18 protein-coding genes are annotated in these 21151 nt (G+C 73.4%); 8 read left to right on the forward strand and 10 right to left on the reverse strand.

The genetic code is table 11. From position 1 onward, the window contains the following. Positions 1 to 486: 486 nt before the first annotated feature. The 5 genes from B8281_RS11360 to B8281_RS11380 form a co-directional block, all read right to left on the reverse strand. A complete protein-coding gene (locus B8281_RS11360; RefSeq protein ID WP_085387761.1) occupies positions 487 to 1110 on the reverse strand; it encodes a superoxide dismutase in 624 nt (207 codons plus the stop codon). 192 nt (positions 1111 to 1302) lie between these two features. Beyond that, on the reverse strand, positions 1303 to 3057 hold the full coding sequence (locus B8281_RS11365) for a cytochrome bc complex cytochrome b subunit (RefSeq protein WP_021481147.1): 1755 nt from the start codon (positions 3055 to 3057) through the stop codon (positions 1303 to 1305). Beyond that, positions 3054 to 4115, reverse strand: coding sequence for a ubiquinol-cytochrome c reductase iron-sulfur subunit (locus B8281_RS11370; RefSeq protein WP_232322550.1), 1062 nt, complete (start codon positions 4113 to 4115; stop codon positions 3054 to 3056). The genes B8281_RS11365 and B8281_RS11370 overlap by 4 nt, the downstream gene beginning before the upstream one ends. Then, positions 4112 to 4891, reverse strand: coding sequence for a c-type cytochrome (locus tag B8281_RS11375; protein WP_021481149.1), 780 nt, complete (start codon positions 4889 to 4891; stop codon positions 4112 to 4114). The genes B8281_RS11370 and B8281_RS11375 overlap by 4 nt, the downstream gene beginning before the upstream one ends. Positions 4892 to 4964: 73 nt before the next feature. Next, complete coding sequence (locus B8281_RS11380; protein ID WP_021481150.1) at positions 4965 to 5615, reverse strand: heme-copper oxidase subunit III; 651 nt, start codon at positions 5613 to 5615, stop codon at positions 4965 to 4967. 317 nt (positions 5616 to 5932) lie between these two features. Between B8281_RS11380 and B8281_RS11385 the strand changes: the two genes are divergently transcribed. Both B8281_RS11385 and trpD read left to right on the forward strand, forming a co-directional pair. Next, positions 5933 to 6370: a response regulator transcription factor gene (locus B8281_RS11385; RefSeq protein ID WP_021481151.1), complete on the forward strand. Its 438-nt coding sequence runs from the start codon at positions 5933 to 5935 to the stop codon at positions 6368 to 6370. 34 nt (positions 6371 to 6404) lie between these two features. Beyond that, the gene (trpD, locus tag B8281_RS11390; protein WP_085387762.1) at positions 6405 to 7502 is read left to right on the forward strand and encodes an anthranilate phosphoribosyltransferase; all 1098 of its coding nucleotides are present in this window, start codon (positions 6405 to 6407) and stop codon (positions 7500 to 7502) included. 33 nt (positions 7503 to 7535) lie between these two features. Here trpD and B8281_RS11395 read toward each other — a convergent pair whose 3' ends face one another. After that, positions 7536 to 7817, reverse strand: coding sequence for an Lrp/AsnC family transcriptional regulator (locus B8281_RS11395; protein WP_034654744.1), 282 nt, complete (start codon positions 7815 to 7817; stop codon positions 7536 to 7538). Then, on the reverse strand, positions 7796 to 9652 hold the full coding sequence (locus B8281_RS11400) for a DEDD exonuclease domain-containing protein (protein WP_085388731.1): 1857 nt from the start codon (positions 9650 to 9652) through the stop codon (positions 7796 to 7798). The genes B8281_RS11395 and B8281_RS11400 overlap by 22 nt, the downstream gene beginning before the upstream one ends. Positions 9653 to 9837: 185 nt before the next feature. Between B8281_RS11400 and B8281_RS11405 the strand changes: the two genes are divergently transcribed. After that, a complete protein-coding gene (locus B8281_RS11405) occupies positions 9838 to 11163 on the forward strand; it encodes an NYN domain-containing protein (RefSeq protein WP_085387763.1) in 1326 nt (441 codons plus the stop codon). Between the two features lie 69 nt (positions 11164 to 11232). Here the strand turns inward: B8281_RS11405 and B8281_RS11410 are convergent, their stop codons facing one another. After that, positions 11233 to 13050 (reverse strand): long-chain fatty acid--CoA ligase, encoded by a 1818-nt coding sequence (locus B8281_RS11410; RefSeq protein WP_085387764.1) that lies wholly within the window; start codon positions 13048 to 13050, stop codon positions 11233 to 11235. Between the two features lie 251 nt (positions 13051 to 13301). On the opposite strand from B8281_RS11410, the gene B8281_RS11415 reads away from it, so the two are divergent. Further along, positions 13302 to 14249: an ROK family glucokinase gene (locus B8281_RS11415; protein ID WP_043658218.1), complete on the forward strand. Its 948-nt coding sequence runs from the start codon at positions 13302 to 13304 to the stop codon at positions 14247 to 14249. Positions 14250 to 14286: 37 nt separating this feature from the next. On the opposite strand, the gene B8281_RS11420 is transcribed toward B8281_RS11415, so the two are convergent. Further along, positions 14287 to 14934 carry a hypothetical protein gene (locus tag B8281_RS11420; RefSeq protein WP_085387765.1) on the reverse strand — a complete coding sequence of 216 codons (648 nt, stop codon included), beginning with the start codon at positions 14932 to 14934 and terminating at the stop codon, positions 14287 to 14289. Positions 14935 to 14991: 57 nt separating this feature from the next. On the opposite strand from B8281_RS11420, the gene B8281_RS11425 reads away from it, so the two are divergent. The 3 genes from B8281_RS11425 to B8281_RS11435 all read left to right on the forward strand — a co-directional run bounded on the left by B8281_RS11425 (position 14992) and on the right by B8281_RS11435 (position 18504). Then, positions 14992 to 15777: a 1-acyl-sn-glycerol-3-phosphate acyltransferase gene (locus tag B8281_RS11425; RefSeq protein WP_228075234.1), complete on the forward strand. Its 786-nt coding sequence runs from the start codon at positions 14992 to 14994 to the stop codon at positions 15775 to 15777. Positions 15778 to 15887: 110 nt separating this feature from the next. Next, a complete protein-coding gene (locus B8281_RS11430; RefSeq protein ID WP_043658209.1) occupies positions 15888 to 17114 on the forward strand; it encodes a pyrophosphate--fructose-6-phosphate 1-phosphotransferase in 1227 nt (408 codons plus the stop codon). A 40-nt stretch (positions 17115 to 17154) separates the two neighbouring features. After that, the gene (locus B8281_RS11435) at positions 17155 to 18504 is read left to right on the forward strand and encodes a class II 3-deoxy-7-phosphoheptulonate synthase (RefSeq protein WP_085387766.1); all 1350 of its coding nucleotides are present in this window, start codon (positions 17155 to 17157) and stop codon (positions 18502 to 18504) included. A 93-nt stretch (positions 18505 to 18597) separates the two neighbouring features. On the opposite strand, the gene pknB is transcribed toward B8281_RS11435, so the two are convergent. Next, positions 18598 to 20628 (reverse strand): Stk1 family PASTA domain-containing Ser/Thr kinase, encoded by a 2031-nt coding sequence (gene pknB, locus B8281_RS11440; RefSeq protein WP_085387767.1) that lies wholly within the window; start codon positions 20626 to 20628, stop codon positions 18598 to 18600. A 91-nt stretch (positions 20629 to 20719) separates the two neighbouring features. On the opposite strand from pknB, the gene B8281_RS11445 reads away from it, so the two are divergent. Beyond that, positions 20720 to 21145 carry an Rv2175c family DNA-binding protein gene (locus tag B8281_RS11445; protein ID WP_034655478.1) on the forward strand — a complete coding sequence of 142 codons (426 nt, stop codon included), beginning with the start codon at positions 20720 to 20722 and terminating at the stop codon, positions 21143 to 21145. The last annotated feature ends 6 nt before the right edge of the window (positions 21146 to 21151 follow it).

Below are 21151 nucleotides of genomic sequence, written 5' to 3' on the forward strand. Positions count from 1 at the left end.
CCACGCCGGGGCGGGAGCGTCCACGCCGGGGCGGGAGCGCCCACGCAGGGCGGGAGCGACTACGCCGGTGCGGGAGCGCCCGTGCCGGGGTGGCCTCGCGCCAGGGTGGCCTCCCGCCGGGCGCAGGTGGGAAGCCGTCACGACGGCGCTCCGGGCACGGACCGGGTCGCTCTCCGCGTGGCTGGGGCATGTTCGTCCAGACATTCAGCGCGGGACGGTGCGTGGTGCGTGGTGCGTGGTGGGCGGGGTCGGGCAGCCGCTGGAGCGCGCCGGAGCATCGTGACGGCCTGGGACGGCGTCGGTGACGCTCTGCGCCCAGCGACATGACGCGCCACCTGTCGGCGACCGCGGACTGACCGGGTCGTGGCCCTGGGCGGCCGCCGAGAACGAGGTTGGTCCCGCTATCCGGTGGATAGCGGGACCAACCTCGTTGTGGTGGGGGAGCAGGGGTCGTGCTCGCCGACCGGGTGTCGTGCGGCGGGGTCGTCAGGGGACGATGAGCCCGGCGGTCTGGGTCTTGGCGCGCTGGAGGCGGGCCTCGGCGTCGGACCAGTTGACGAGGTTCCACCAGGCGGTGACGTAGTCGGCGCGCACGTTCTGGTAGTCGAGGTAGTAGGCGTGCTCCCAGACGTCGAGCAGGACGATGGGGGTCAGGCCGAGGGTGAGGTTGCCCTGCTGGTCGTAGAGCTGGACGGTGATGAGCTTCTGGCCGATGGAGTCCCAGGCGAGGATGGCCCAGCCGGAGCCCTGGACGCCGGCGGCGACGGCGGCGAACTGCTTCTTGAAGGCGTCGAAGGAGCCGAAGTGCTCGTCGATCGCGGCGCCGATCTCGCCGGTGGGCTCGCCGCCGCCCTCGGGGGAGAGGTTGGTCCAGAAGGCGGAGTGGTTGACGTGGCCGCCGAGGTTGAACGCGAGGTTCTTCTCGTGGAGGTTGATCGCGGCGAAGTCGCCGGACTCGCGGGCCTCGGCGAGCTTCTCCAGGGCGGTGTTCGCGCCGGTGACGTAGGCCTGGTGGTGCTTGGAGTGGTGCAGCTCCATGATCCGCCCGGAGATGTGCGGCTCGAGCGCACCGTAGTCGTAGGACAGCTCGGGCAGGGTGTAAGCGGGCATCCGGATGTACCTCCTGGTACGGACCGCCGGAGGTCGTCCGACGGTCCCTGGGCAGTGAACTGACGGTGTCCCTGCCGCCTCACGCGGGCGCTGTCGCGCCCCCGGGGCAGAGACGACGATGACCCGCGACCTGCCCACCTGGAAGAGGGGGCTGGTCGCGGGTCATCGTCCTACTGTGCAGGAACCCGGAGGTCAGCGCTCGTCGGCGCCCTTCTCCGGCTCCACGAGGTCCCGACCGCCGCCGACGGGGGCGGTCCCGGCCTCGATCTGCTCGTGGCTCGTGCTCTCGAGGGCGTCGTGCTCACCGTGCGAGTGCGCGGCGGCGAGCTCGGCCGGCGTCACGGGCTCGATGCGGTCCTCGTAGAAGAAACGCGACAGGCGCTGGAGACGCTTGTCCTTCTTGTAGCCCTTGCGACGCACGCCGCGGGAGTCCGTCGCCGGCTCGATCTCGAGCGGGGCGTGGGCGGAGTAGTTGACCCGCAGCCAGCGCTCCTGCTCGTCGAGCGGGCGGTGGACCTCGATGTACTCGCCGTGCGCGAACCGGACGATCCGCCCGGTCTCGTGGCCGTGCAGCACGAGCTCGCGGTCCTTGCGCTGCAGCCCGAGGCAGATGCGCTTGGTCACCCAGAACGCGAACCAGGGGCCCACGAAGATCAGGATCCGGAAGGCCCAGGTGATCGTGTTGATCGACATGTGGAAGTGCGTCGCGATGAGGTCGTTCGACCCGGCGAGCGCCAGGATGATGAACGCCGTGAGGAACGCGACGCCCAGGCCGGTACGAACCGGCACGTTGCGCGGGCGGTCGAGGACGTGGTGCTCGCGCTTGTCCTTCGTCACCGCGGACTCGAGGAACGGGTAGACGAAGAGGAACGTGAACAGCAGGCCCGGCACGACGACCGCGGGGATGAGGACGTTCAGCGACAGCGTGTACCCGCCGATCACGAACTCCGTCTGCCCCGGCATGAGTCGCAAGGACCCCTCGAGGAACAGCATGTACCAGTCGGGTTGTGCTCCCGCGGAGACCGGTGACGGGTCGTAGGGGCCGTAGTTCCAGACGTTGTTGATCGCCATCGTGCCGCCCATGAGGGCGAGGATGCCGAACACGACGAAGAAGAAGCCGCCGGCCTTCGCGACGTACACGGGGAACAGCGGGAAGCCGACCACGTTGGTGTCCGTGCGGCCGCCACCCGGGTACTGCGTGTGCTTGTGGAGCACGACGAAGAACAGGTGGAGCGCGACGAGCGCGAGGATCAGGCCCGGCACCAGGAGGATGTGGACCGTGAACAGTCTCGGGATGATGTGCTCGCCCGGGAACTCGCCGCCGAAGATGAAGTACGACATGTACGAGCCGATGAGCGGGATCGCCTTGACGACGCCGTCGGTGATGCGCAGGCCGTTGCCCGACAGGACGTCGTCGGGCAGCGAGTAGCCGGAGAAGCCGGCGGCGAGGCCCATGATCATGAGCAGCATGCCGACGAGCCAGTTGACCTCGCGGGGCTTACGGAACGCGCCCGTGAAGAACACGCGCATCATGTGCGTGACGATCGACGCCATGAAGATCAGCGCGGCCCAGTGGTGGATCTGCCGCATGAGCAGACCGCCGCGGACCTCGAACGACATGTGCAGCGTCGACGCGAACGCGTCGGACATGAGCACGCCGTCCATGGAGGCGGGCTCGCCGTGGTAGGTCACCAGGGACATGCTCGGGACGAAGAACATCGTCAGGAAGATGCCGGTGAGGATCAGGACGACGAACGAGTAGAGCGCGATCTCGCCCAGGAGGAACGACCAGTGGTCGGGGAAGACCTTGCGGGCGAACTCCTTGACGGCGACACCGATGCCGGTGCGCTGGTCGAGGTAGTCCGCGGCCTTCCCGGCGGGGGTCGTCGGCGCGGCTGACTTCGGTGCGGCCGCCCGAGGTGCGGCGGTTCCGGTGCTGGTGGTCACTTCAGACGCTCCCAGAAGCTCGGGCCGATGGGCTCGTGGAAGTCGCTCTGCGCAACCAGGTAGCCCTCGTCATCAACGGTGATCGGCAGCTGCGGCAGGGGCCGCTTCGCGGGGCCGAAGACCACCTTGGCGCTGTCGGCCACGTCGAACGTCGACTGGTGGCACGGGCACAGCAGGTGGTGCGTCTGCTGCTCGTAGAGAGCGACGGGGCAGCCGACGTGCGTGCAGATCTTGGAGAACGCGACGATGCCGTCGTACGACCAGCTCTCCCCGGCGGGGGCCTGCTCGGACACGATGTCGCGCGGGTCGAGACGGACCAGGAGGACGACGGCCTTGGCCTTCTCCGTGATCCACTCGTGGGACTGCATCGCCTCCTGCGAGGCCTCGGGGATGACGTGGACCACCGAGCCGATGGTGACGTCGGCGGCCTTGATGGGCCGGCCCGAGGGGTCGATCGCGAGGCGCGTGCCGCGCTGCCAGAGGGTGTGCTTGAACTTGGAGACGTTCCAGTCGCCGCCGACGCTCCCGACGAGCGGGACCGCGATGGTGAGCGGGAAGAGCGCGAGGGCGGAGATGACCGCGCCCTTGAGGACGCCGCGGCGGGCGATGCCCGAGTCCTTGACGCCCGCGTCGAGCTCGGCGAGCGCGGCGGTGCGCGTCTCGGGGTCGCTCGCGATGGGGTGGCGCTCGTCCACCTTCTCGTGGTCGGACATGAGGACCTTGGCCCAGTGCACCGCGCCGAAGCCGATGCCGAGCAGGGCGAACGCGATGGCGACGCCGAGCGCCACCGTCGAGAGGCGGACGCCCGCGGTGGTCCCGTCCGGCGGGATCACGAAGTAGACGACGAGGGCCGCGATGGTGCCGATGACGGAGATCCCGAAGAGGGCGGCGACCTGACGCTCGGCGCGCTTCGACGCCTTCGGGTCGCGGTCGGCCATGCGGCTCTTGTGCTCCGGCAGACCGGGGTCCGGGAACGTGTCGAGGGTGCCGTGCTCCTCGCGGTGCCCGACCTCGCGGTGCGAGGACTCGGACGAGCGGGGGCTCTGGTAGTCGCTCACGAGGACTTCGCTCCGATCCACACTGCGGCCCCGATGAGGAGGCCCATTCCGACGATCCAGGCCCACAGGCCCTCGCTGACCGGACCGAGCGACCCGAGCGACAGGCCGCCGGCGGAACCGTCGCGCTGCTCGGCGAGGAACGCGATGACGTCCCGCTTCTCCTCGGGCGTCACGGTGGCGTCGTTGAAGACCGGCATCGACTGCGGGCCGGTGAGCATCGCCTGGTAGATGTTGCGCTCCGAGGTGTCCCACAGCGGGGGAGCGAACTTGCCCTCGGAGAGGGCACCGCCTGCACCGATCGCGTTGTGGCACATCGCGCAGTTGGTGCGGAAGACCGCGGCACCGTTGGCCGGGTCGCCCAGTGCTGCGTCGACCTGCTCGTCCGTGGGGATCGCGGGGCCGGCGCCGAGCGACGCGACGTAGGCGGCGAGCTGCGCCGTCTGCTCCTCGTCGAACTGGCGCGGCTTCTGGATGGCCTGCGGACCGTCCATCTGCATGGGCATGCGGCCGGTGGACACCTGGAAGTCGACCGACGCGGCGCCGACACCGACGAGCGAGGGCGCGGTGGCCGTGCCCTCGGCGTTCGGCCCGTGGCACGTGGCGCAGTTGGCCTGGAACAGCTTCTGGCCGGTCTCGATGTCCTCGGTGCTGGCGGTCTCGGCGTTGGCCGAAGTCGGGGCAAAGGCGGCGTAGACGCCACCGGTGACCAGCAGCGCCAGCAGCAGCAGCACGACCGGCGCGAAGCGGTGGTGTCTGCGGGCGGCGAGTGCCTTCACGAAATGATCCTCGTCTCGCAGGTGGGGGAGCAGGGGGCGGGTGGGCGGTCCGGGGCGGACCCCGGGCGCGACGTCAGCGCAAGATGTAGATCACGAAGAAGAGCGCGATCCACACGACGTCGACGAAGTGCCAGTAGTAGGACGTCACGATGGCCGTCGTGGCCTCGTGGTGCCCGAAGTTCTTGGCCGAGAACGAGCGGCCGAGAAGGAACAGGAAGGCGATCAGGCCGCCGACGACGTGAAGGCCGTGGAACCCGGTCGTGATGTAGAAGACGGAGCCGTAGGGCGTGGAGGAGATCGACACGCCGTGCTCGACGAGCTCGGCGTACTCGAAGATCTGACCACCGATGAAGAACGCGCCCATGAGGAACGTCAGCGTCATCCACTCGTTCATCCCCCAGCGGTTCACCTGGAAGATCGAGCCGGTGCGGACGGGCTGGAAGCGCTCGGCGGCCCACACGCCCATCTGGCACGTCACCGACGACAGCACCAGGACGGTCGTGTTGATCGCCGCGAAGGTCAGGTTGAGCTTGTCCGCCTCGAGGGCCCACTCGTCGGCGGGCATCACGGCGCGGACCGTGAAGTACATGGCGAAGAGGCCGGCGAAGAACATGAGCTCGCTGGCCAGCCACACGATCGTCCCGACCGAGACGGGGTTCGGTCGGTTGACGCTCACGTGCTGATGGGCGTGGGGGGCAGCCGTTGCGGTCGACACAGGAGCCATTATGGCCGACGAACCTCAGCTTCGCGGCACGCAGACGGCAGCCCGGAGGCGGTGAATCTCACAATGTCTCCAGAACTTCCCACGGAGACCTGCACTTGGTGACGGAAACCGTCCGAGTGCCATGAAACCCGGGCGTCCGGGGCGCGGGCCAGGGCCCTTGGTCCCCGGTCCGCCGCCGGTCGGCGCACGACCCGCCGCAGGGGTGCTGCGGAGCGCTCCGACGTGCCAAGATGCCAGTCGGGACGTGCGTCCGCCACCCGCGGCGCCGCGCGCTCCCGGGCCCACCCGAGGGAACGACGAAGGCGACGGTGACGACGATGACGACGACCGTGACGACGACGCACGGGGACACGGACGTGACCCCGCGCGCGCCGCGCATCCTGCTCTACAGCGACGACGTGACCGTGCGCGAGCAGGTGCTGCTCGCCGTCGGGCGGCGGCTGGGCGCGGGGCAGCCGGAGATCGAGTGGCACGAGGTGGCCACCCCGGCGGCGGTCGTGGCCTCGGCGGACGCCGGCGGGTGGGACCTGCTGGTCCTGGACGGCGAGGCCGACAAGGCCGGGGGCATGGGTCTGTGCCGCCAGCTCAAGAACGAGATCTACGCCTGCCCGCCGGTCCTGGTCCTCACCGGCAGGCCGCAGGACGGTTGGCTAGCATCGTGGTCGCTCGCCGACGACGCGGTGCCCCGGCCGTTCGACGCGGTCGCCCTCCAGCGCGCCGTCGCCGACCTGCTGCGCGCCTCCGGCACGCGGTAGCCGACCAGGAGACCGACCAGCCGAAGGGCCACCCGTGACCGCCACCCCGCACCCTGCCGCCTCGACCACGAGCGACTCGACGGGTGCGGGGCTCACCTGGCCCGGTCTGCTCACCGAGCTCGTCGCGGGGAACGACCTCGACGCCGAGCGCACCGCGTGGGCCATGGACCAGGTCATGTCGGGCGAGGTCTCGCCCGTGAGGCTCGCGAGCTTCCTCGTCGCGCTGCGCGCGAAGGGCGAGACGGTCGCCGAGCTCACCGGTCTCGCCGACGCGATGCTCGCGCACGCGAGCCGCTTCTCCGTGGACGGGCCCGCCGTGGACATCGTCGGCACGGGCGGCGACCGCGCCCACACCGTGAACATCTCGACGATGGCGTCGCTCGTCATCGCGGGCGCGGGCGTGCGCGTCGTCAAGCACGGCAACCGCGCCGCGACGTCGTCGTCCGGGGCCGCAGACGTGCTCGAGGAGCTCGGGATCCGGCTCGACCACGGTCCCGACCGCGTGGCGCGCATCGTGCAGGAGGCGGGGATCACCTTCTGCTTCGCCATGGTGTTCCACCCGTCGATGCGGCACGCGGGCGTCGCGCGCAAGGAGCTCGGCATCCCGACGGCGTTCAACGTGCTCGGCCCCCTGACGAACCCCGCGCAGCCGCGCGCGGCCGCGATCGGGGTGGCCGACGCCCGGATGGCGCCGCTCATCGCCGGCGTGCTCGCCGGGCGCGGCACGTCGGCGCTCGTGTTCCGCGGCGACGACGGCCTCGACGAGCTCGCGGCGACCGGCGGCGCCACGGTGTGGGAGGTGCGCGACGGCGCCGTGACGGAGCACCGCCTCGACCCCGTCGCCGACCTCGCGCTGACGCCCGTCACCGTCGAGGACCTGCGGGGCGGGAACGCGGCGCACAACGCCGACGTCGCGCGGCGGTTCCTCGCGGGCGAGCCGGGCGCGGTGCGCGAGACCGTGCTGCTCAACGCGGCCGCTGGCCTCGTCGCCGACGGCACGCTGCCCGGTACCGCGGAGGGTTCGCTCGTCGAGCGGCTGCGCGCGGCCTACGACGTCGCGGCGCGCAGCGTCGACTCCGGCGCCGCGCGCTCGGCGCTCGCCCGCTGGGCGGAGGCCGCGGCGCGCGACTGACCGCCGGTCAGCCGGCGCGCGACTGACCGCCGGTCAGTCGTCGAGGCCGAGGGCGAACGCCTGCTCGAGGTCGACGTTCGAGTAGGCGCGGAACGCGATGAACGTCTCGGTGCGCACGACGCCCTGGACCTTGCTGATGCGGTCCGCGATGACGTCGGCGAGCTGGTCGTGCTCCTGGACCCGCACCATCGCGACGAGGTCCGCCTTGCCCGTCACCGAGTAGACCTCGCTGACGCCGCGCAGGTCCGCGACCTCCGACGCCACCTCGGGGATGCGTGCGGGGTCGGTGTCGATCAGGACGATGGCGGTGAGCATGGTTCCTCCGGGGACGGGTCGTCGTCAGGCGACCACTCTACGGTCGGCCCGGCCGACGCGTGGGCCAGGTCGGCGCCGTCGGCGTCCGCGTGGCGCGCGACGTGGCGGGCCGTGGCCGCGAGGTCCACGTGCGACCCGGCCGAGCGGACCGGGCACGCCCAGGGACCCGTGACGTCGACGATCCGCACGCCTGGTTCCTGGAGCCACGACAGCAGGATCTCGGCCTCGTGCGGATGGCTCGCGGGGGCCGGCGGCACGGGTGGTGCCACCGTTTCGCCCGTCGCGACGAGCGCGTGCACGAGCGGCCACGGGTCGGTGCCCGGGGCGCTGACGCCGGTCGCGGCGAGCCGCGCGTGCCGCACGACGACGACCTCCCACCCGCCGGCATCCGTCGGGCGGGCGGCGACGAGCTCGGCGCACGCGGCGAGCGGGGCGAGCCGCTGCGCACGCGCCGCACCCGTGAGGAAGGCGCGCAGGCGCTGGGTGAGCTCGCCGGCCTGCTCGAAGCGCTCGTCGCGCGAGAGCGCCACGATGCGGCGCCCGAGCTCGGCGACCACGCGCGACGGGTCGCCCTCGAAGGCCTCGCGCGCGCCCGCCGCGACGTCGCCGTAGCCCGCGTCGCGCTCGGTCGCCGTGCACGGGGCGGAGCAGCGGCCCATCTCGGCGAGCACGCACGCCGTCGCGCCGGGCGAGGCGACGACGGGGAGGCGCCGGGTGCACTGGCGGAGCGCGAAGGCGTCGTGCAGGGCGTCCACGGCGGCCTGGGCCTGGTGCCGCGAGGCGAACGGGCCGATGTGCGCCGCCGGTGCGCGGACGTCGCGGACCAGCGAGAGGCGCGGGTACGCCTCGTCGGTGAGCCGGACCCACGTCATGCGCTCCGGGTGCCGCGACCGGCGGTTGTACCGCGGCGCGTGCTCGGCGATGAGGCGCAGCTCGCGGACCTGCGCCTCGAGCGGCGTCGCGCACACGACGGGCGTGACGGCGTGCGCGATGCGCACCATCTCGGTGATGCGCCCGCGCTTCTCCGAGCGCGTGAAGTACGACCGCACGCGGCGCCGGATCGACGTCGACGTGCCGACGTACAGCACCTCGTCGCCGGGGCCGCGGAAGAGGTAGACGCCGGGCGCGTCCGGCAGGCCGTCGGCGAGGTGGCGCTTGCGGCGCACGTCCTGCGGCACGGGGTCCGTCGCCCCGGCGAGGTCCTCCAGGTGCGTCACGCCGAGCGGGCCGAGGCGGCCGAGGAGCGCGTGCAGCACGTCGACGGTGGCGCGTGCGTCGGCGAGCGCGCGGTGGTCCGGCGTGACCGTGGCGCGGAAGAGGGCCGCGAGCGTCGCGAGCTTGTGGTTCGGCGCCTCGTCGCGCGTGACGACCCGCCGCGCGAGGGGCACGGTGTCGAGCACCTGGTTCCCGGGCCAGTCGTAGCCCGCGGCGCGGCACGCGGCCTTGAGGAACGAGATGTCGAACGGGGCGTTGTGCGCGACGAGCACGGCGCCGCGCGCGAACTCGAGGAAGCTGGGCAGCACGGCCTCGATGCGGGGCGCGGTGGCGACCATGGACGACGTGATGCCGGTGAGCCGGGCGACGAAGGCGGGGACGGGCACCCCGGGGTCGACGAGCGTCTGGAACTCGCCGAGCACCTCGCCGCCGCGCACCTTCACCGCGCCGATCTCCGTGATCCCGGCGCCGGCGGGGGAGCCGCCGGTCGTCTCGAGGTCGACGACGACGAACGTCACCTCGTGCAGCGGCGTGCCGAGGTCCTCGAGCGTGGGCTGGACGGGGACGCCCTGCGGTGCGGACCCGGCGCGGGGTGCGGCGAGGGCGGGTCCGGACGACATGGCGGCGAGGCTAGCGAGGGCCACCGACACCGCCGCCGCGAGGTCCGTCGGTCGCCCGCCGACACGAAGGCCGGGAGCCGGGGCGCGCGTCCCCGGCGGCATAGGGTGGGACCGAGAGAATCAGGACGATCAGGGACGAAGCGCCCGTGGTGACCCGCGGACGAGGTGCGGAGGAGGCGCGGCGCATGGTGGCCGACGGACCGGAGGACGCCCTGCCCGGGGAACCGGACGTGCCGCCGTCGGTCCGCAGCCTCCTCGTGGCCGCCGCGGCGGACGCGCTCGGGGCGCTCGACGCGGCCCTCGTCCCGGTCGCGCTCCAGCGGGTGCGGGCGTTCGCGCCCCGGCGGCGGGCGACGGCCGGCGCGGCACCCCTGTGGCGGGCCCTCGTCGACGACGCGGGGTTCCGGCACGCGGTCGCCGCGGCCTGGTCCCGCGAGCACGACAGCGGGCCGGAGCCCGACGCCGCGCCCCCGGACGGCCTGTCCCCGGCGCAGGCGCGCGAGCGGGCGGCGGGTGCCTTCCTCCTGCGGCCCGACGGCTGGCAGACGGAGGTGGAGCGCGCTCGCTCGCTCGACGACACCCTCCGGGCGGACCGGTCGGCCCGGGACGACGCGGCCCGCCTCCGCGGCGAGCGCGACCGGCTCGCCCGCCAGGTCGAGGAGCTCCGGGCGCGTGCCCGCGACGCCGACGCGCGCGCGGAGGCCGCGACGGCCGAGCTCGCCGCGGTGCGCCGGACCGAGCGGCGGCTGCGCGCCGACGCGGACCGGGCGCGTGCCGAGGCGCGGGCCGCCGAGCGGGCGGCGCAGGGGGTGCGGGACGCCGCCGAGGTCGCGCTGCGGGACGCACGCGAGGAACGTCGCGCGGCCGCCGTCGAGCTGGCCCGGGCGCGCGCGGAGCGGGACGAGGCACGCCGGGCGCGGACGTCGTCGGCCGACCGCGCGACGGCCCGGGCGCGGCTCCTGCTGGACACGGTGGTCGACGCGGCGGCGGGGCTCCGGCGCGAGCTCGCGCTCGGCCCGTCGACCACGACCCCCGCCGACGACGTCGCGGCCGGGCTGCCGGACGTGGTGCGTCCCCGGCCGGGCTCGCGCGGCCGCGCGGCGGACGACCCGGCGCTCGTGGACGACCTGCTGTCGGTCCCGCGGACGCACCTGGTCGTCGACGGCTACAACGTGACGAAGACGGGCTACGGCGAGCTGTCGCTCGCGGACCAGCGCGACCGGCTCCTCGCCGGCCTGCTCCGCGTGGCCGCCGCCGGCACGGAGGTCACCGTGTGCTTCGACGGCGCCGACGGCGGCCCCCGGCCGGTGCACGCCCCGCGCGGCGTGCGCGTGCTGTTCTCGTCGGGGGAGATCGCGGACGACCTCATCCGGCGCCTGGTCGCCGCCGAGCCGCCCGGGCGCCCGGTCGTCGTCGTGACGAGCGACCGCGCCGTCGCCGACGACGTGCAGGCGATGGGCGCGGCGTGCGTCCCGGCCCACGCGCTCCTGGCGCGGCTCGCCCGCCGCTGACGACGCGGCCCTCCCCGGCGTGCTGCCGGGGAGGGCCGTGGTGCGCGGGGACGAGGGCCCCGGGCCGTGTCAGCGGACGGGTGCGGGCCCGTCCACGTAGATCGCCTCGACGTCGACCGCGAAGTCCTTGAGCACCTCGCTGCGCTTCACCTTGAGCGACGGCGTGAGGTAGCCGTTCTCGACCGTGAAGTCCGTCGTGAGGACCGTGAACTTGCGGATCGACTCGGCGCGGGACACCGCCTGGTTCGCGCGCGTGACCGCGGCGTCGAGGGCGGCGAGGACGTCCGGGTCCTTGGCCGCCTGCTCGACGGTCAGCGGCTCCTTGCCGTGCATGCTCGCCCAGCCGGGCAGGCCCTCCGGGTCGAGAGTCACCAGGGCGCCGATGAACGGCTTCTGGTCACCCACGACGACGCACTGCGAGACGAGCGCGTGCGCGCGGATCCGGTCCTCGAGGACGGCGGGCGCGACGTTCTTGCCGCCCGCGGTGACGATGATCTCCTTCTTGCGCCCGGTGATGCGCAGGAAGCCGTCCTCGTCGAGCGAGCCGAGGTCGCCGGTGCGGAACCAGCCGTCGACGAACGCGTCCGCGGTCGCCTGCTCGTTGTTGTGGTAGCCGCGGAAGATGTGGTCCCCGCGCAGGAGGATCTCGCCGTCCTCGGCGATCCGGGCGCCGCAGCCGGGGAGCTGCTCGCCGACGGTCCCGATCTTCGTGTTCCCCGGGCGGTTGACGCTCGTCGGCGCCGTCGACTCGGTGAGGCCGTAGCCCTCGAGGATCCGCACGCCGATGCCGCGGTAGAAGTGGCCGAGGCGCTCGCCGAGCGGCGCGCCGCCGGAGACGGCGTACTTCGCGCGACCGCCGAGCGCGTGCCGGAGCTTCTTGAAGACGAGCGCGTCCGCGACCTTGTGCTGCAGGCGCAGCCCGATGCCCGGCCCCGACGGCTCGTCGAGCGCGCGCGAGTACGCGATCGCGGTCGCGGCGGCCCAGTGGAAGATCTTCAGCTTGCCGCCCGCGGCCGCCTTCTGCTCCGAGGAGTTGTAGACCTTCTCGAAGACGCGCGGCACCGAGAGGATGTACGTCGGCTTGAACGTGCCGAGGTCCTCGAGCAGCGTCTTGGTGTCCGGCGTGTGGCCCAGCACCGTGCCGCCGGCCACGACGAGCACGCCGATGAACCGCGCGAACACGTGGGCGAGCGGCATGAACAGCAGCGTGCGGCCGCCCGGCTCCCCGAAGACCTCGGGCACGGCGGCCACGGCGTTGACCGTGAGGGAGTAGAAGTTCTGGTGCGTGAGCTCCGCGCCCTTGGGGCGGCCGGTCGTGCCGGACGTGTAGATGATCGTCGCGACGTCCGCGAGGTCGGCCAGGCCGCGTCGGCGCACGATCTCGGCGTCGTCCACGCCGGCGCCGTCGGCCGTGAGCGTGGCGATCGCGCCCGCGTCGATCGCCAGCACGTCCTGCAGGGCCGGGGCCTGATCGCGCACCTCCTCGACCGTCGCCGCGTGCGCCTCGGTCTCCACGACGAGCAGGCGCACGTCCGCGTCCGAGAGGATCCACTGCACCTGCTCCGGGCTCGACGTCTCGTAGAGCGGCACGGGCACGGCACCCGCCGCCCACGTCGCCCAGTCGAGCAGCGTCCACTCGTAGCGCGTGCGCGACATGATGCCCACGTGGTCGCCCGGCTGGATGCCGCGGGCGACGAGCCCCTTCGCGACGGCGACGACCTCGGCGTCGAACTCGCGCGCGCTGAGCGCCTGCCACGCACCGTCGGCACCCGTGCGGCGCTCGACCATCGGCGCGGCCGGGTCGGCCGCGACGCGGCTCGCGAGGAGGTCGTTGAGGTTCTTCGAGGGATCGACTTCGACGATCCGTGGGGCGCTGATCTCGTCCATTCTGGCTCCAGTGGCAGTAGTCGACGGTGGGAGAACCCTACCCAGTGGCGACGTGTGCCCGAGACCTGCCGTTGTCGGTAGGCTTCAGGTGCTGTGCGCTGCTTGCGCAACGTTTCGCGCGGGCGCGGAGTTCCGGTGGCCCGACCCGTGGCGCGGGGTCGAGGCCCCGTCGTCGTGCGTGGTCCGTGAGCGGGCGAGCACCCGCAGCGAGACCTTGCAGTCAGCGGAACCGAGCGAGTAGAGGACGGGACATGCACGCCATCGGGGTGGACATCGGCGGGACGAAGATCGCGGCCGGGGTCGTCGACGAGAAGGGCGAGATCCTCGTCCAGACGCGCCGCGACACCGAGCCCGACGACGTCGCGAGCATCGACCGCGCCATCGCCGACGTCTATGCCGAGCTCACCGCCGACCACGAGGTCGGCGCGATGGGCCTCGCGGCGGCCGGCTTCGTCAGCCCGGACCGCACCTCGGTGCTCTTCGCGCCGAACATCGCGTGGCGCGAGTACCCGCTGGCGCGCAACGTGCGCGAGCTCATCGGCGACGTCGACGTCCCGATCGTCGTGGAGAACGACGCGAACGCGGCGGGCTGGGCGGAGTTCCAGTTCGGCGTCGCGCGCGACGCGACCGACATGCTCATGCTCACGGTCGGCACGGGGCTCGGGGGCGCGATCGTCGTCGACCGCGAGCTCGTGCGCGGCAAGTGGGGCGTCGCGGCGGAGGTCGGCCACATGCGCGTCGTCCCCGGCGGGCACTACTGCGGCTGCGGCCACGAGGGCTGCTGGGAGCAGTACGCGTCCGGGCGCGCCCTCGTGCGCGACGGGCAGAACGCCCTCATCGCCCAGCCGGACCGTGCGACGCGCCTGCTCGAGATCTGCGGCGGCGACCCGGACAAGCTCAACGGCCCCCAGATCACCCAGGCCGCGCAGGAGGGCGACGACCTCGCGGTCGAGCTGCTCGCGAACCTCGGCCGCTGGATCGGCGAGGGCGCGGCGTCGGTCACGGCGCTGCTCGACCCGGAGCTCATCGTCATCGGCGGCGGCGTCGGTGCGGCGGGCGACCTCCTGCTCCAGCCGGTGCGGCGCGCGTTCGCCGACCAGCTCTCCGCGCGCGGGCACCGCCCGGAGGCGCGGATCGAGCTCGCCGAGCACGGCAACGAGGCGGGCATCGTCGGCGCCGCGGACCTCGCGCGCCGCTGACGGGCGGCGCGGGCGCGGTGCGGGGGAGGCGCGGGCGTCAGACGACGGCGCCCGGCCCCCGGTCGTCGTCGTCCCGCCGGTGCGGCATGCGCCAGAGCAGGATCGCGAGCCCCACGAGGAAGGCGCCGCCGCCCACCTGCGCGACGAGCACGGGGTACGGGCGCGCCACGACCAGCACGACGAGCAGCAGGATCGGCACGCCGACGACGAGCGCCCACGCCATCGTCAGGAGCGGGTCGCGACCGAGGACGAGCGGCGGGTCCGGGGGCACGAAGTGGCTCTCGGCCTCCTCGAGGTCCTCGACCTCGGGCGTCGTGGGCCAGTCGCGCGGCCCCGTCGGGCGCACCCAGGGCGCCACGGGCACGGACCCGAGCACGTCGCGGCCGCTGCGCGGGGAGCCCTCGGGCGCTCCGGCCGCCGGGTCCTGCGCGGCCCGGGGGTCGGCATCGCCCGGCCGGGCGCCCGGGTCGGACCGGTCGAGCTCGGACAGGTCCGCGAGCTCGGCCACGATGCCGGCCCACCGGGCGTCCACGTCGAGGGCGGGCTCGGGCGCCTCGTCGCGCGGCGCCGTCGCCTCCCCGTCGTCGGCGGCAGGGTGGTCCGCACCCGGCGCCGCGTCGTCGGGCGTGGGGTCGGGGACGTCGTCGGGCTGCGGGGAGTCCGGCTGGGCGTTCGGTGCGGCCATGGGAATCACTCTAGAGTCGGATGCACGTCCCGCGCCGGGACCCCGCGAGGAGGAACGTTGTTCTACTGGTTCATGAAGCAGGTGATGGTCGGCCCGATCCTGCGGCTCCTGTACCGTCCCTGGACGCGGGGCGTCGAGCACGTGCCGGACGAGGGCGGTGCCATCCTCGCGAGCAACCACCTCGCGGTGATCGACTCGTTCATCCTGCCGCTCGTCCTCGACCGCAAGGTCCAGTTCCTCGGCAAGTCCGACTACTTCACGGGGACGGGCGTCAAAGGCCGCCTGACCGCGGGCTTCATGCGCGGCGTCGGGACGATCCCCGTGGACCGCGCGGGCGGCAAGGCCAGCGAGGCCGCGCTCGAGACGGGCCTGCGCGTCCTGCGCGAGGGCGACCTGTTCGGCATCTACCCCGAGGGCACGCGCAGCCCGGACGGACGGCTGTACCGCGGCAAGACGGGCGTCGCGCGCCTCGCGCTCGAGTCGGGCGCCCCGGTGGTCCCGGTCGCGATGGTCGGGACGAACATCGCGCAGCCGATCGGCAAGGTCATCCCCACGCCGATGCGCATCGGGGTCGTCATCGGCGAGCCGCTCGACTTCTCGCGCTACCGCGGCATGGAGAACGACCGCTTCATCCTGCGCGCCGTCGCCGACGAGATCCAGTACGCGATCATGCGGCTGTCCGGGCAGGAGTACGTCGACATCTACGCGGCCACGGCCAAGGCGCGCCTCGCGGCGGGCCACACCGAGTCCGAGGTGGCGGGCGGAGCCCCCGGCGGGCGTCCCGCCCCGGACGTCCAGGTCCCGGAACCGCCGCCGGAGCCCGGCGCGGCGTCAGTAGACTGAGCGACGGCCGGTCGCGCCGGGCCCGTGCAGGGCCCGAGCCCCGTCGCCGCCACCCCGCCGGACCGCGTCCGTCCGGCCAGGATCCGTCCTACGAGAGGTTCTGAGTTCACATGTCGGTTCGTCGCGTCGCCCTCCTCACCGCGGGCGGTTTCGCCCCGTGCCTGTCCTCCGCGGTCGGGGGTCTCATCGAGCGGTACACGGAGCTCGACCCGGAGATCGAGATCATCGCCTACCAGTACGGCTACCACGGCCTGCTGACCGGCACGAAGATCGTCGTGGACTCCGAGGGGCGCAAGCAGGCGGGGATCCTGCACCGCTTCGGCGGCTCGCCGATCGGCAACTCGCGCGTCAAGCTCACCAACGCGGCCGACTGCGTCAAGCGCGGCCTCGTCCAGGAGGGCCAGGACCCGCTGCAGGTCGCCGCGGAGCAGCTCAAGGCGGACGGCGTCGACGTGCTGCACACGATCGGCGGCGACGACACGAACACGACCGCGGCCGACCTCGCCGCGTACCTCCACGAGAACGGCTACGAGCTCACGGTCGTGGGCCTGCCGAAGACGATCGACAACGACGTGATCCCGATCCGTCAGTCGCTCGGTGCGTGGACCGCCGCCGAGGAGGCCGCGGGCTTCGCCGCCAACGTCATCGGCGAGCACCGCTCGGGCCCGCGCATGCTCATCGTGCACGAGGTCATGGGCCGGCACTGCGGCTGGCTCACCGCGGCGTCCGCCGCCGAGTACCGCAAGTGGCTCGACGCCCAGGAGTGGGCCCCGGCCCTCGGCCTGACGCGCGAGCGCTGGGACGTCCACGCGGTCTTCCTGCCGGAGCTCGCGCTCGACATCGACGCCGAGGCCGAGCGCCTCAAGGCGATCATGGACGAGCAGGGCAACGTGAACATCTTCCTGTCCGAGGGCGCCGGCATGCACGAGATCGTGGCGCAGCTCGAGGCGGCGGGCGAGGAGGTCCAGCGCGACCCGTTCGGCCACGTCAAGCTCGACACGGTCAACCCGGGTCAGTGGTTCGCCAAGCAGTTCGCCGACAAGCTGGGCGCCGAGAAGGTCATGGTCCAGAAGTCCGGCTACTTCTCGCGCGCGGCCGCCGCGAACGCCGAGGACCTGCGCCTCATCAAGTCGATGACCGACCTCGCGGTCGAGTGCGCGCTGCGCGGCGAGTCGGGCGTCATCGGCCATGACGAGGAGAACGGCGACCGCCTGCGCGCCATCGAGTTCCCGCGCATCGCCGGCGGCAAGGCGTTCGACGTGTCGCAGCAGTGGTTCGGCGAGCTCCTCGAGGGCATCGGCCAGCCGCTCGTGCCCGCGGCGCCCGCGGCCCACTGACCGGCACCACCGCACCAGGAACCTCGTCAGGGGACGCCGTATGACCACCACGAGCGAGCCGGGGACCGACTCCGGGCTCGACCACTTCCGCACGCTCGTCGCGCTCCAGCAGCCGACGTGGCCGGACGAGGCGGCGCTCGACGCCGTCCGTGACCGGCTGGCGGCCTCCGCGCCGCTCGTGGTGCCGGCGGCTGCCGACACGCTGCGCTCCCGCCTGGCCGCGGCCGGGCGGGGCGAGGCGTTCCTCCTGCAGGGGGGCGACTGCGCCGAGACGTTCGCCGAGGCGAACGCCGACCGGATCCGCAACAAGATCCGCACCATCCTGCAGATGGCGGTCATCCTCACGCACGGCGCGAGCATGCCCGTCGTGAAGATGGGCCGCATGGCCGGGCAGTACGCCAAGCCGCGCAGCTCCGACTCGGAGACGCGCGACGGCGTGACCCTGCCCGCGTACCGGGGCGACATGATCAACGGCCACGCCTTCACGCCCGAGGCGCGGATGCCCGACCCGGAGCGCCTCGTCCAGGCGTACCAGATCTCCGCGGCGACGTGGAACGTCGTGCGCGCGTTCACGACCGGCGGCTTCGCGGACCTGCGCCAGGTCCACGAGTGGAACCGCGGCTTCATGCGCAACCCGGCCTACGCGCGGTACGAGCGGACGGCGTCCGAGATCGACCGCGCGATCCGCTTCATGGACGCGTGCGGCGCCGACTTCGACGCGCTGCGCACCGTCGAGTTCTTCGTCAGCCACGAGGCGCTCGTGCTCGACTACGAGCGCGCGCTCACGCGCCGCGACGCGCGCACGGGGGACGCGTACGACACCTCCGCCCACTTCCTGTGGATCGGGGAGCGCACGCGCCAGCTCGACGGCGCGCACGTCGACTTCCTCTCGCGCGTCGCGAACCCGATCGGGGTCAAGCTCGGCCCGACGACGACGCCCGACGTCGCGCTCGAGCTCGCCCGCCGTCTCAACCCCGACGACGTCGAGGGCCGCCTGACCTTCGTCACGCGCATGGGCGCGGGCAACGTGCGCGACGCGCTCCCGCCGCTCGTCGAGGCCGTCGCGCGCGCGGGCGTGCCCGTCACGTGGGTCACGGACCCCATGCACGGCAACACCATCACGTCCGCGAGCGGCTACAAGACGCGCCGGTTCGACGACGTCCTCGACGAGGTGCGCGGCTTCTTCGAGGTGCACCGCGCCGCGGGGACCGTGCCGGGCGGGCTGCACGTCGAGCTCACGGGCGACGACGTGACCGAGGTGCTGGGCGGGAGCGAGGAGATCGACGACGCGGGGCTCGCCCTGCGCTACGAGACGCTCGTCGACCCGCGCCTCAACCACCAGCAGTCGCTGGAGATGGCCTTCCAGGTCGCGGAGATGCTGCGCGGCTGAGGGCGCGGGGGAGACGGCGTCTCCCGTCGAGCACAGGGCTGTGGCCCGTCCCGTGGTCGGGGCGGGCCACGGCCGTCTGCGCGGCGCGGGAGGTCAGAAGACGTTGAGGACGATCGTCGAGCCCTTGGGCGCGGTGCGCCCGTCGCCGCCCGGAGGGTCCTGGGCGTAGACGATGTTGAGCGGGTGGATGCCCTGCGGGTAGCGGATCTCCACCTGGAAGCCTGCGTCCTTCAGGGCCTTCTCGGCGTCGGCGACGTTGCGGGTGCTCACGTTCGGGACCTCGACGAGCGGGGGTCCGAGCGACACTACGACGTTCACGGTGTCCTTCCGGTGGGCGTCGGAGCCCTGCTCGGGGTCCTGGCGGATCACGAGCCCTGCGCCGACGGTCTCGGAGTACTCCTCGGTGACGGCGGGGACGAGGCCCTGCTCCTCGAGCGCGGCGACCGCGGCGTCCTTCGCGGAGCCCGTGACCTGCGGCACGACGACGGGCGCCGGCCCGGACGAGACGGTGAGCACCACCGGCACGTCGTGCCGGATCGTGGCGCCCTCCTCGATGACGTTGCCGTCGGGGTCCTTCACGGCCATGACCTGGCCCGACGGCACCTCGTCGTGCGGCGTGGCGACGGGGTCGCCCAGCGTCAGGTCGGCGCCCTCGATGGCGGCGGTCGCCTCCTCCTGCGTCGCGCCCACGAGGCCGGTCGGCACCGTGAGCATCCGCACGCCCTTCGACACGACGAGCCGCACGCTGCCGTCCTTGCGCACGTCCTCGCCGGACGCCGGGTCGGTCGCCACCACGGCGCCCTCGGGCACGGCGTCGTCGTAGCGCTCCTCGACCGTGTGGGAGAGGCCCGCGTCGTCGAGGAGCGCGACGGCCTCCGGGCGCGCCGCCTCGACGAGGCCGTCCGGGACCTGGGTGTAGGCGCCCGGCCCGGACGAGAACCACCACGCGGCGCCGCCGCCGACGCCCGCGAGGACGAGGAGCACGACGAGCGACCAGACGACCACGCGGCCGTGACCGCGTCGCCGCGCCGGGGCCTGGGCAGCAGGGGGCGGCGGGCCGGGCCGCGTGGTCGGCGCGACGACGTGCCCGACGGCGAGCGGCTCGGTGAGGCCCGCGGCCTCGCGGTCGCGCAGGCTGAGCGCCGCGAGGGACGCGGTCGCGGCGGCGGACGGGTCGTCGGGCTCGGTCCGCGGGCCCGGACCCGGCGGGGGCGGCACGACGGCGGACCCCCCGGCGGGCGGGTCGACGCGCCGCTCGAGGTCGGCCGGGTCGAGCGCCGCGCGGGTCGAGCGCACGAGCGCGAGCGCGGCGCCGGCGTCGGCCGGGCGGTCGGCGGGGTCGCGCGCGGCGAGCGCGCACAGCAGGTCGTCGACCTCGGGCGGGATCCACGGGGCGACGTCCGACGGCGGCGGCACGTCGTTGTTCACGTGCTGGAACGCGACCTGGATCGGCGTCGTGCCGGTGTGCGGGACGGTGCCGAGCAGCATCTCGTACGCGAGGATGCCCGCCGCGTAGACGTCGGTGCGGGCGTCGCACGTGCCGGTCGCGATGAGCTCGGGGGAGAGGTAGGCGACGGTCCCGAGGATCGTGCCCGTCGTCGTCGCGGTCACCTCGTTCACGGCGCGGGCGAGACCGAAGTCGGTGACCTTGAGCCGGCCCTCGGTGTCGAGCAGGACGTTCTCGGGCTTGATGTCGCGGTGCACGAGCCCTGCGCGGTGGGCGGCGGCGAGCGCGTCGAGCACGTGGTCGAGCACGTCGAGCGTGCGACCCAGCGTCAGGGTGCGCTCGGTGAGCATGGTGCGGCGCAGGTTCGACCCCGCCACGTACTCCATCGTCAGGTAGCTGGTGTCGCCGTCGAGGCCTTGGTCGTACACGGCGACGAGGCCCGGGTGGGTGAGGCGGGCCGCGGCGCGCGCCTCACGGCGGAAGCGGGAGACGAAGTCGGCGCCGGACGCGCCCTCGGCGAGGTGGGGGTGCATGACCTTGAGCGCGACCTCGCGCTCGAGCCGACGGTCGACCGCGAGGTACACCGTCGCCATGCCGCCTCGCGCGATGCGCGAGACGACCTCGTACCGCCCGTCGACCAGGCGGCCGACGAGGGGATCGGTCGTCACGGTGGCCACGGGGAGAGTCTAGGTGGCCGGGTGTCACGATCCGGTGAGCGCGGCGCGCACGGCGTGGGTGTCGTGTGGAGGCACGCCGTAGGCTTGCCCGGTGACCGATCGCGACACCAGCCCCCGCCCCACGCTCGACGACCTCGTCGGCGAGTGGCTGACCCTCCCCGACGTCGCCGAGGCGCTCGGCACCGACGTCGGCAAGGTGCGCCGTCTCGTGCAGGAGCGGCGCGTCGTGGGCGTGAAGCGCGGCGAGCGCACGACGTTCCAGGTCCCGGCGCGCTTCCTCGTTCCGCTGCACCTGGTCGACCCGGCGAACGCCGGCCGCCCGGACGAGAGCGGCCGCGTGGGTGTCCTGTCGAGCCTGCAAGGCACGATCGTCGTCCTCACCGACGCCGGCTTCGACGACGCCGAGATCCTCGAGTGGCTCTTCACCCCGCACGACGAGCTCGGCGAGGCCCCGTTCGACACGCTCCTCAGCGGGCACAAGGCGCGCGTGCGCCGCGTGGCGCAGTCCGAGCTCTGACGCGTT

The organism is Cellulosimicrobium sp. TH-20 (assembly GCF_002105775.1).
In the GTDB taxonomy this organism is placed as follows: Bacteria; Actinomycetota; Actinomycetes; order Actinomycetales; family Cellulomonadaceae; genus Cellulosimicrobium; species Cellulosimicrobium funkei.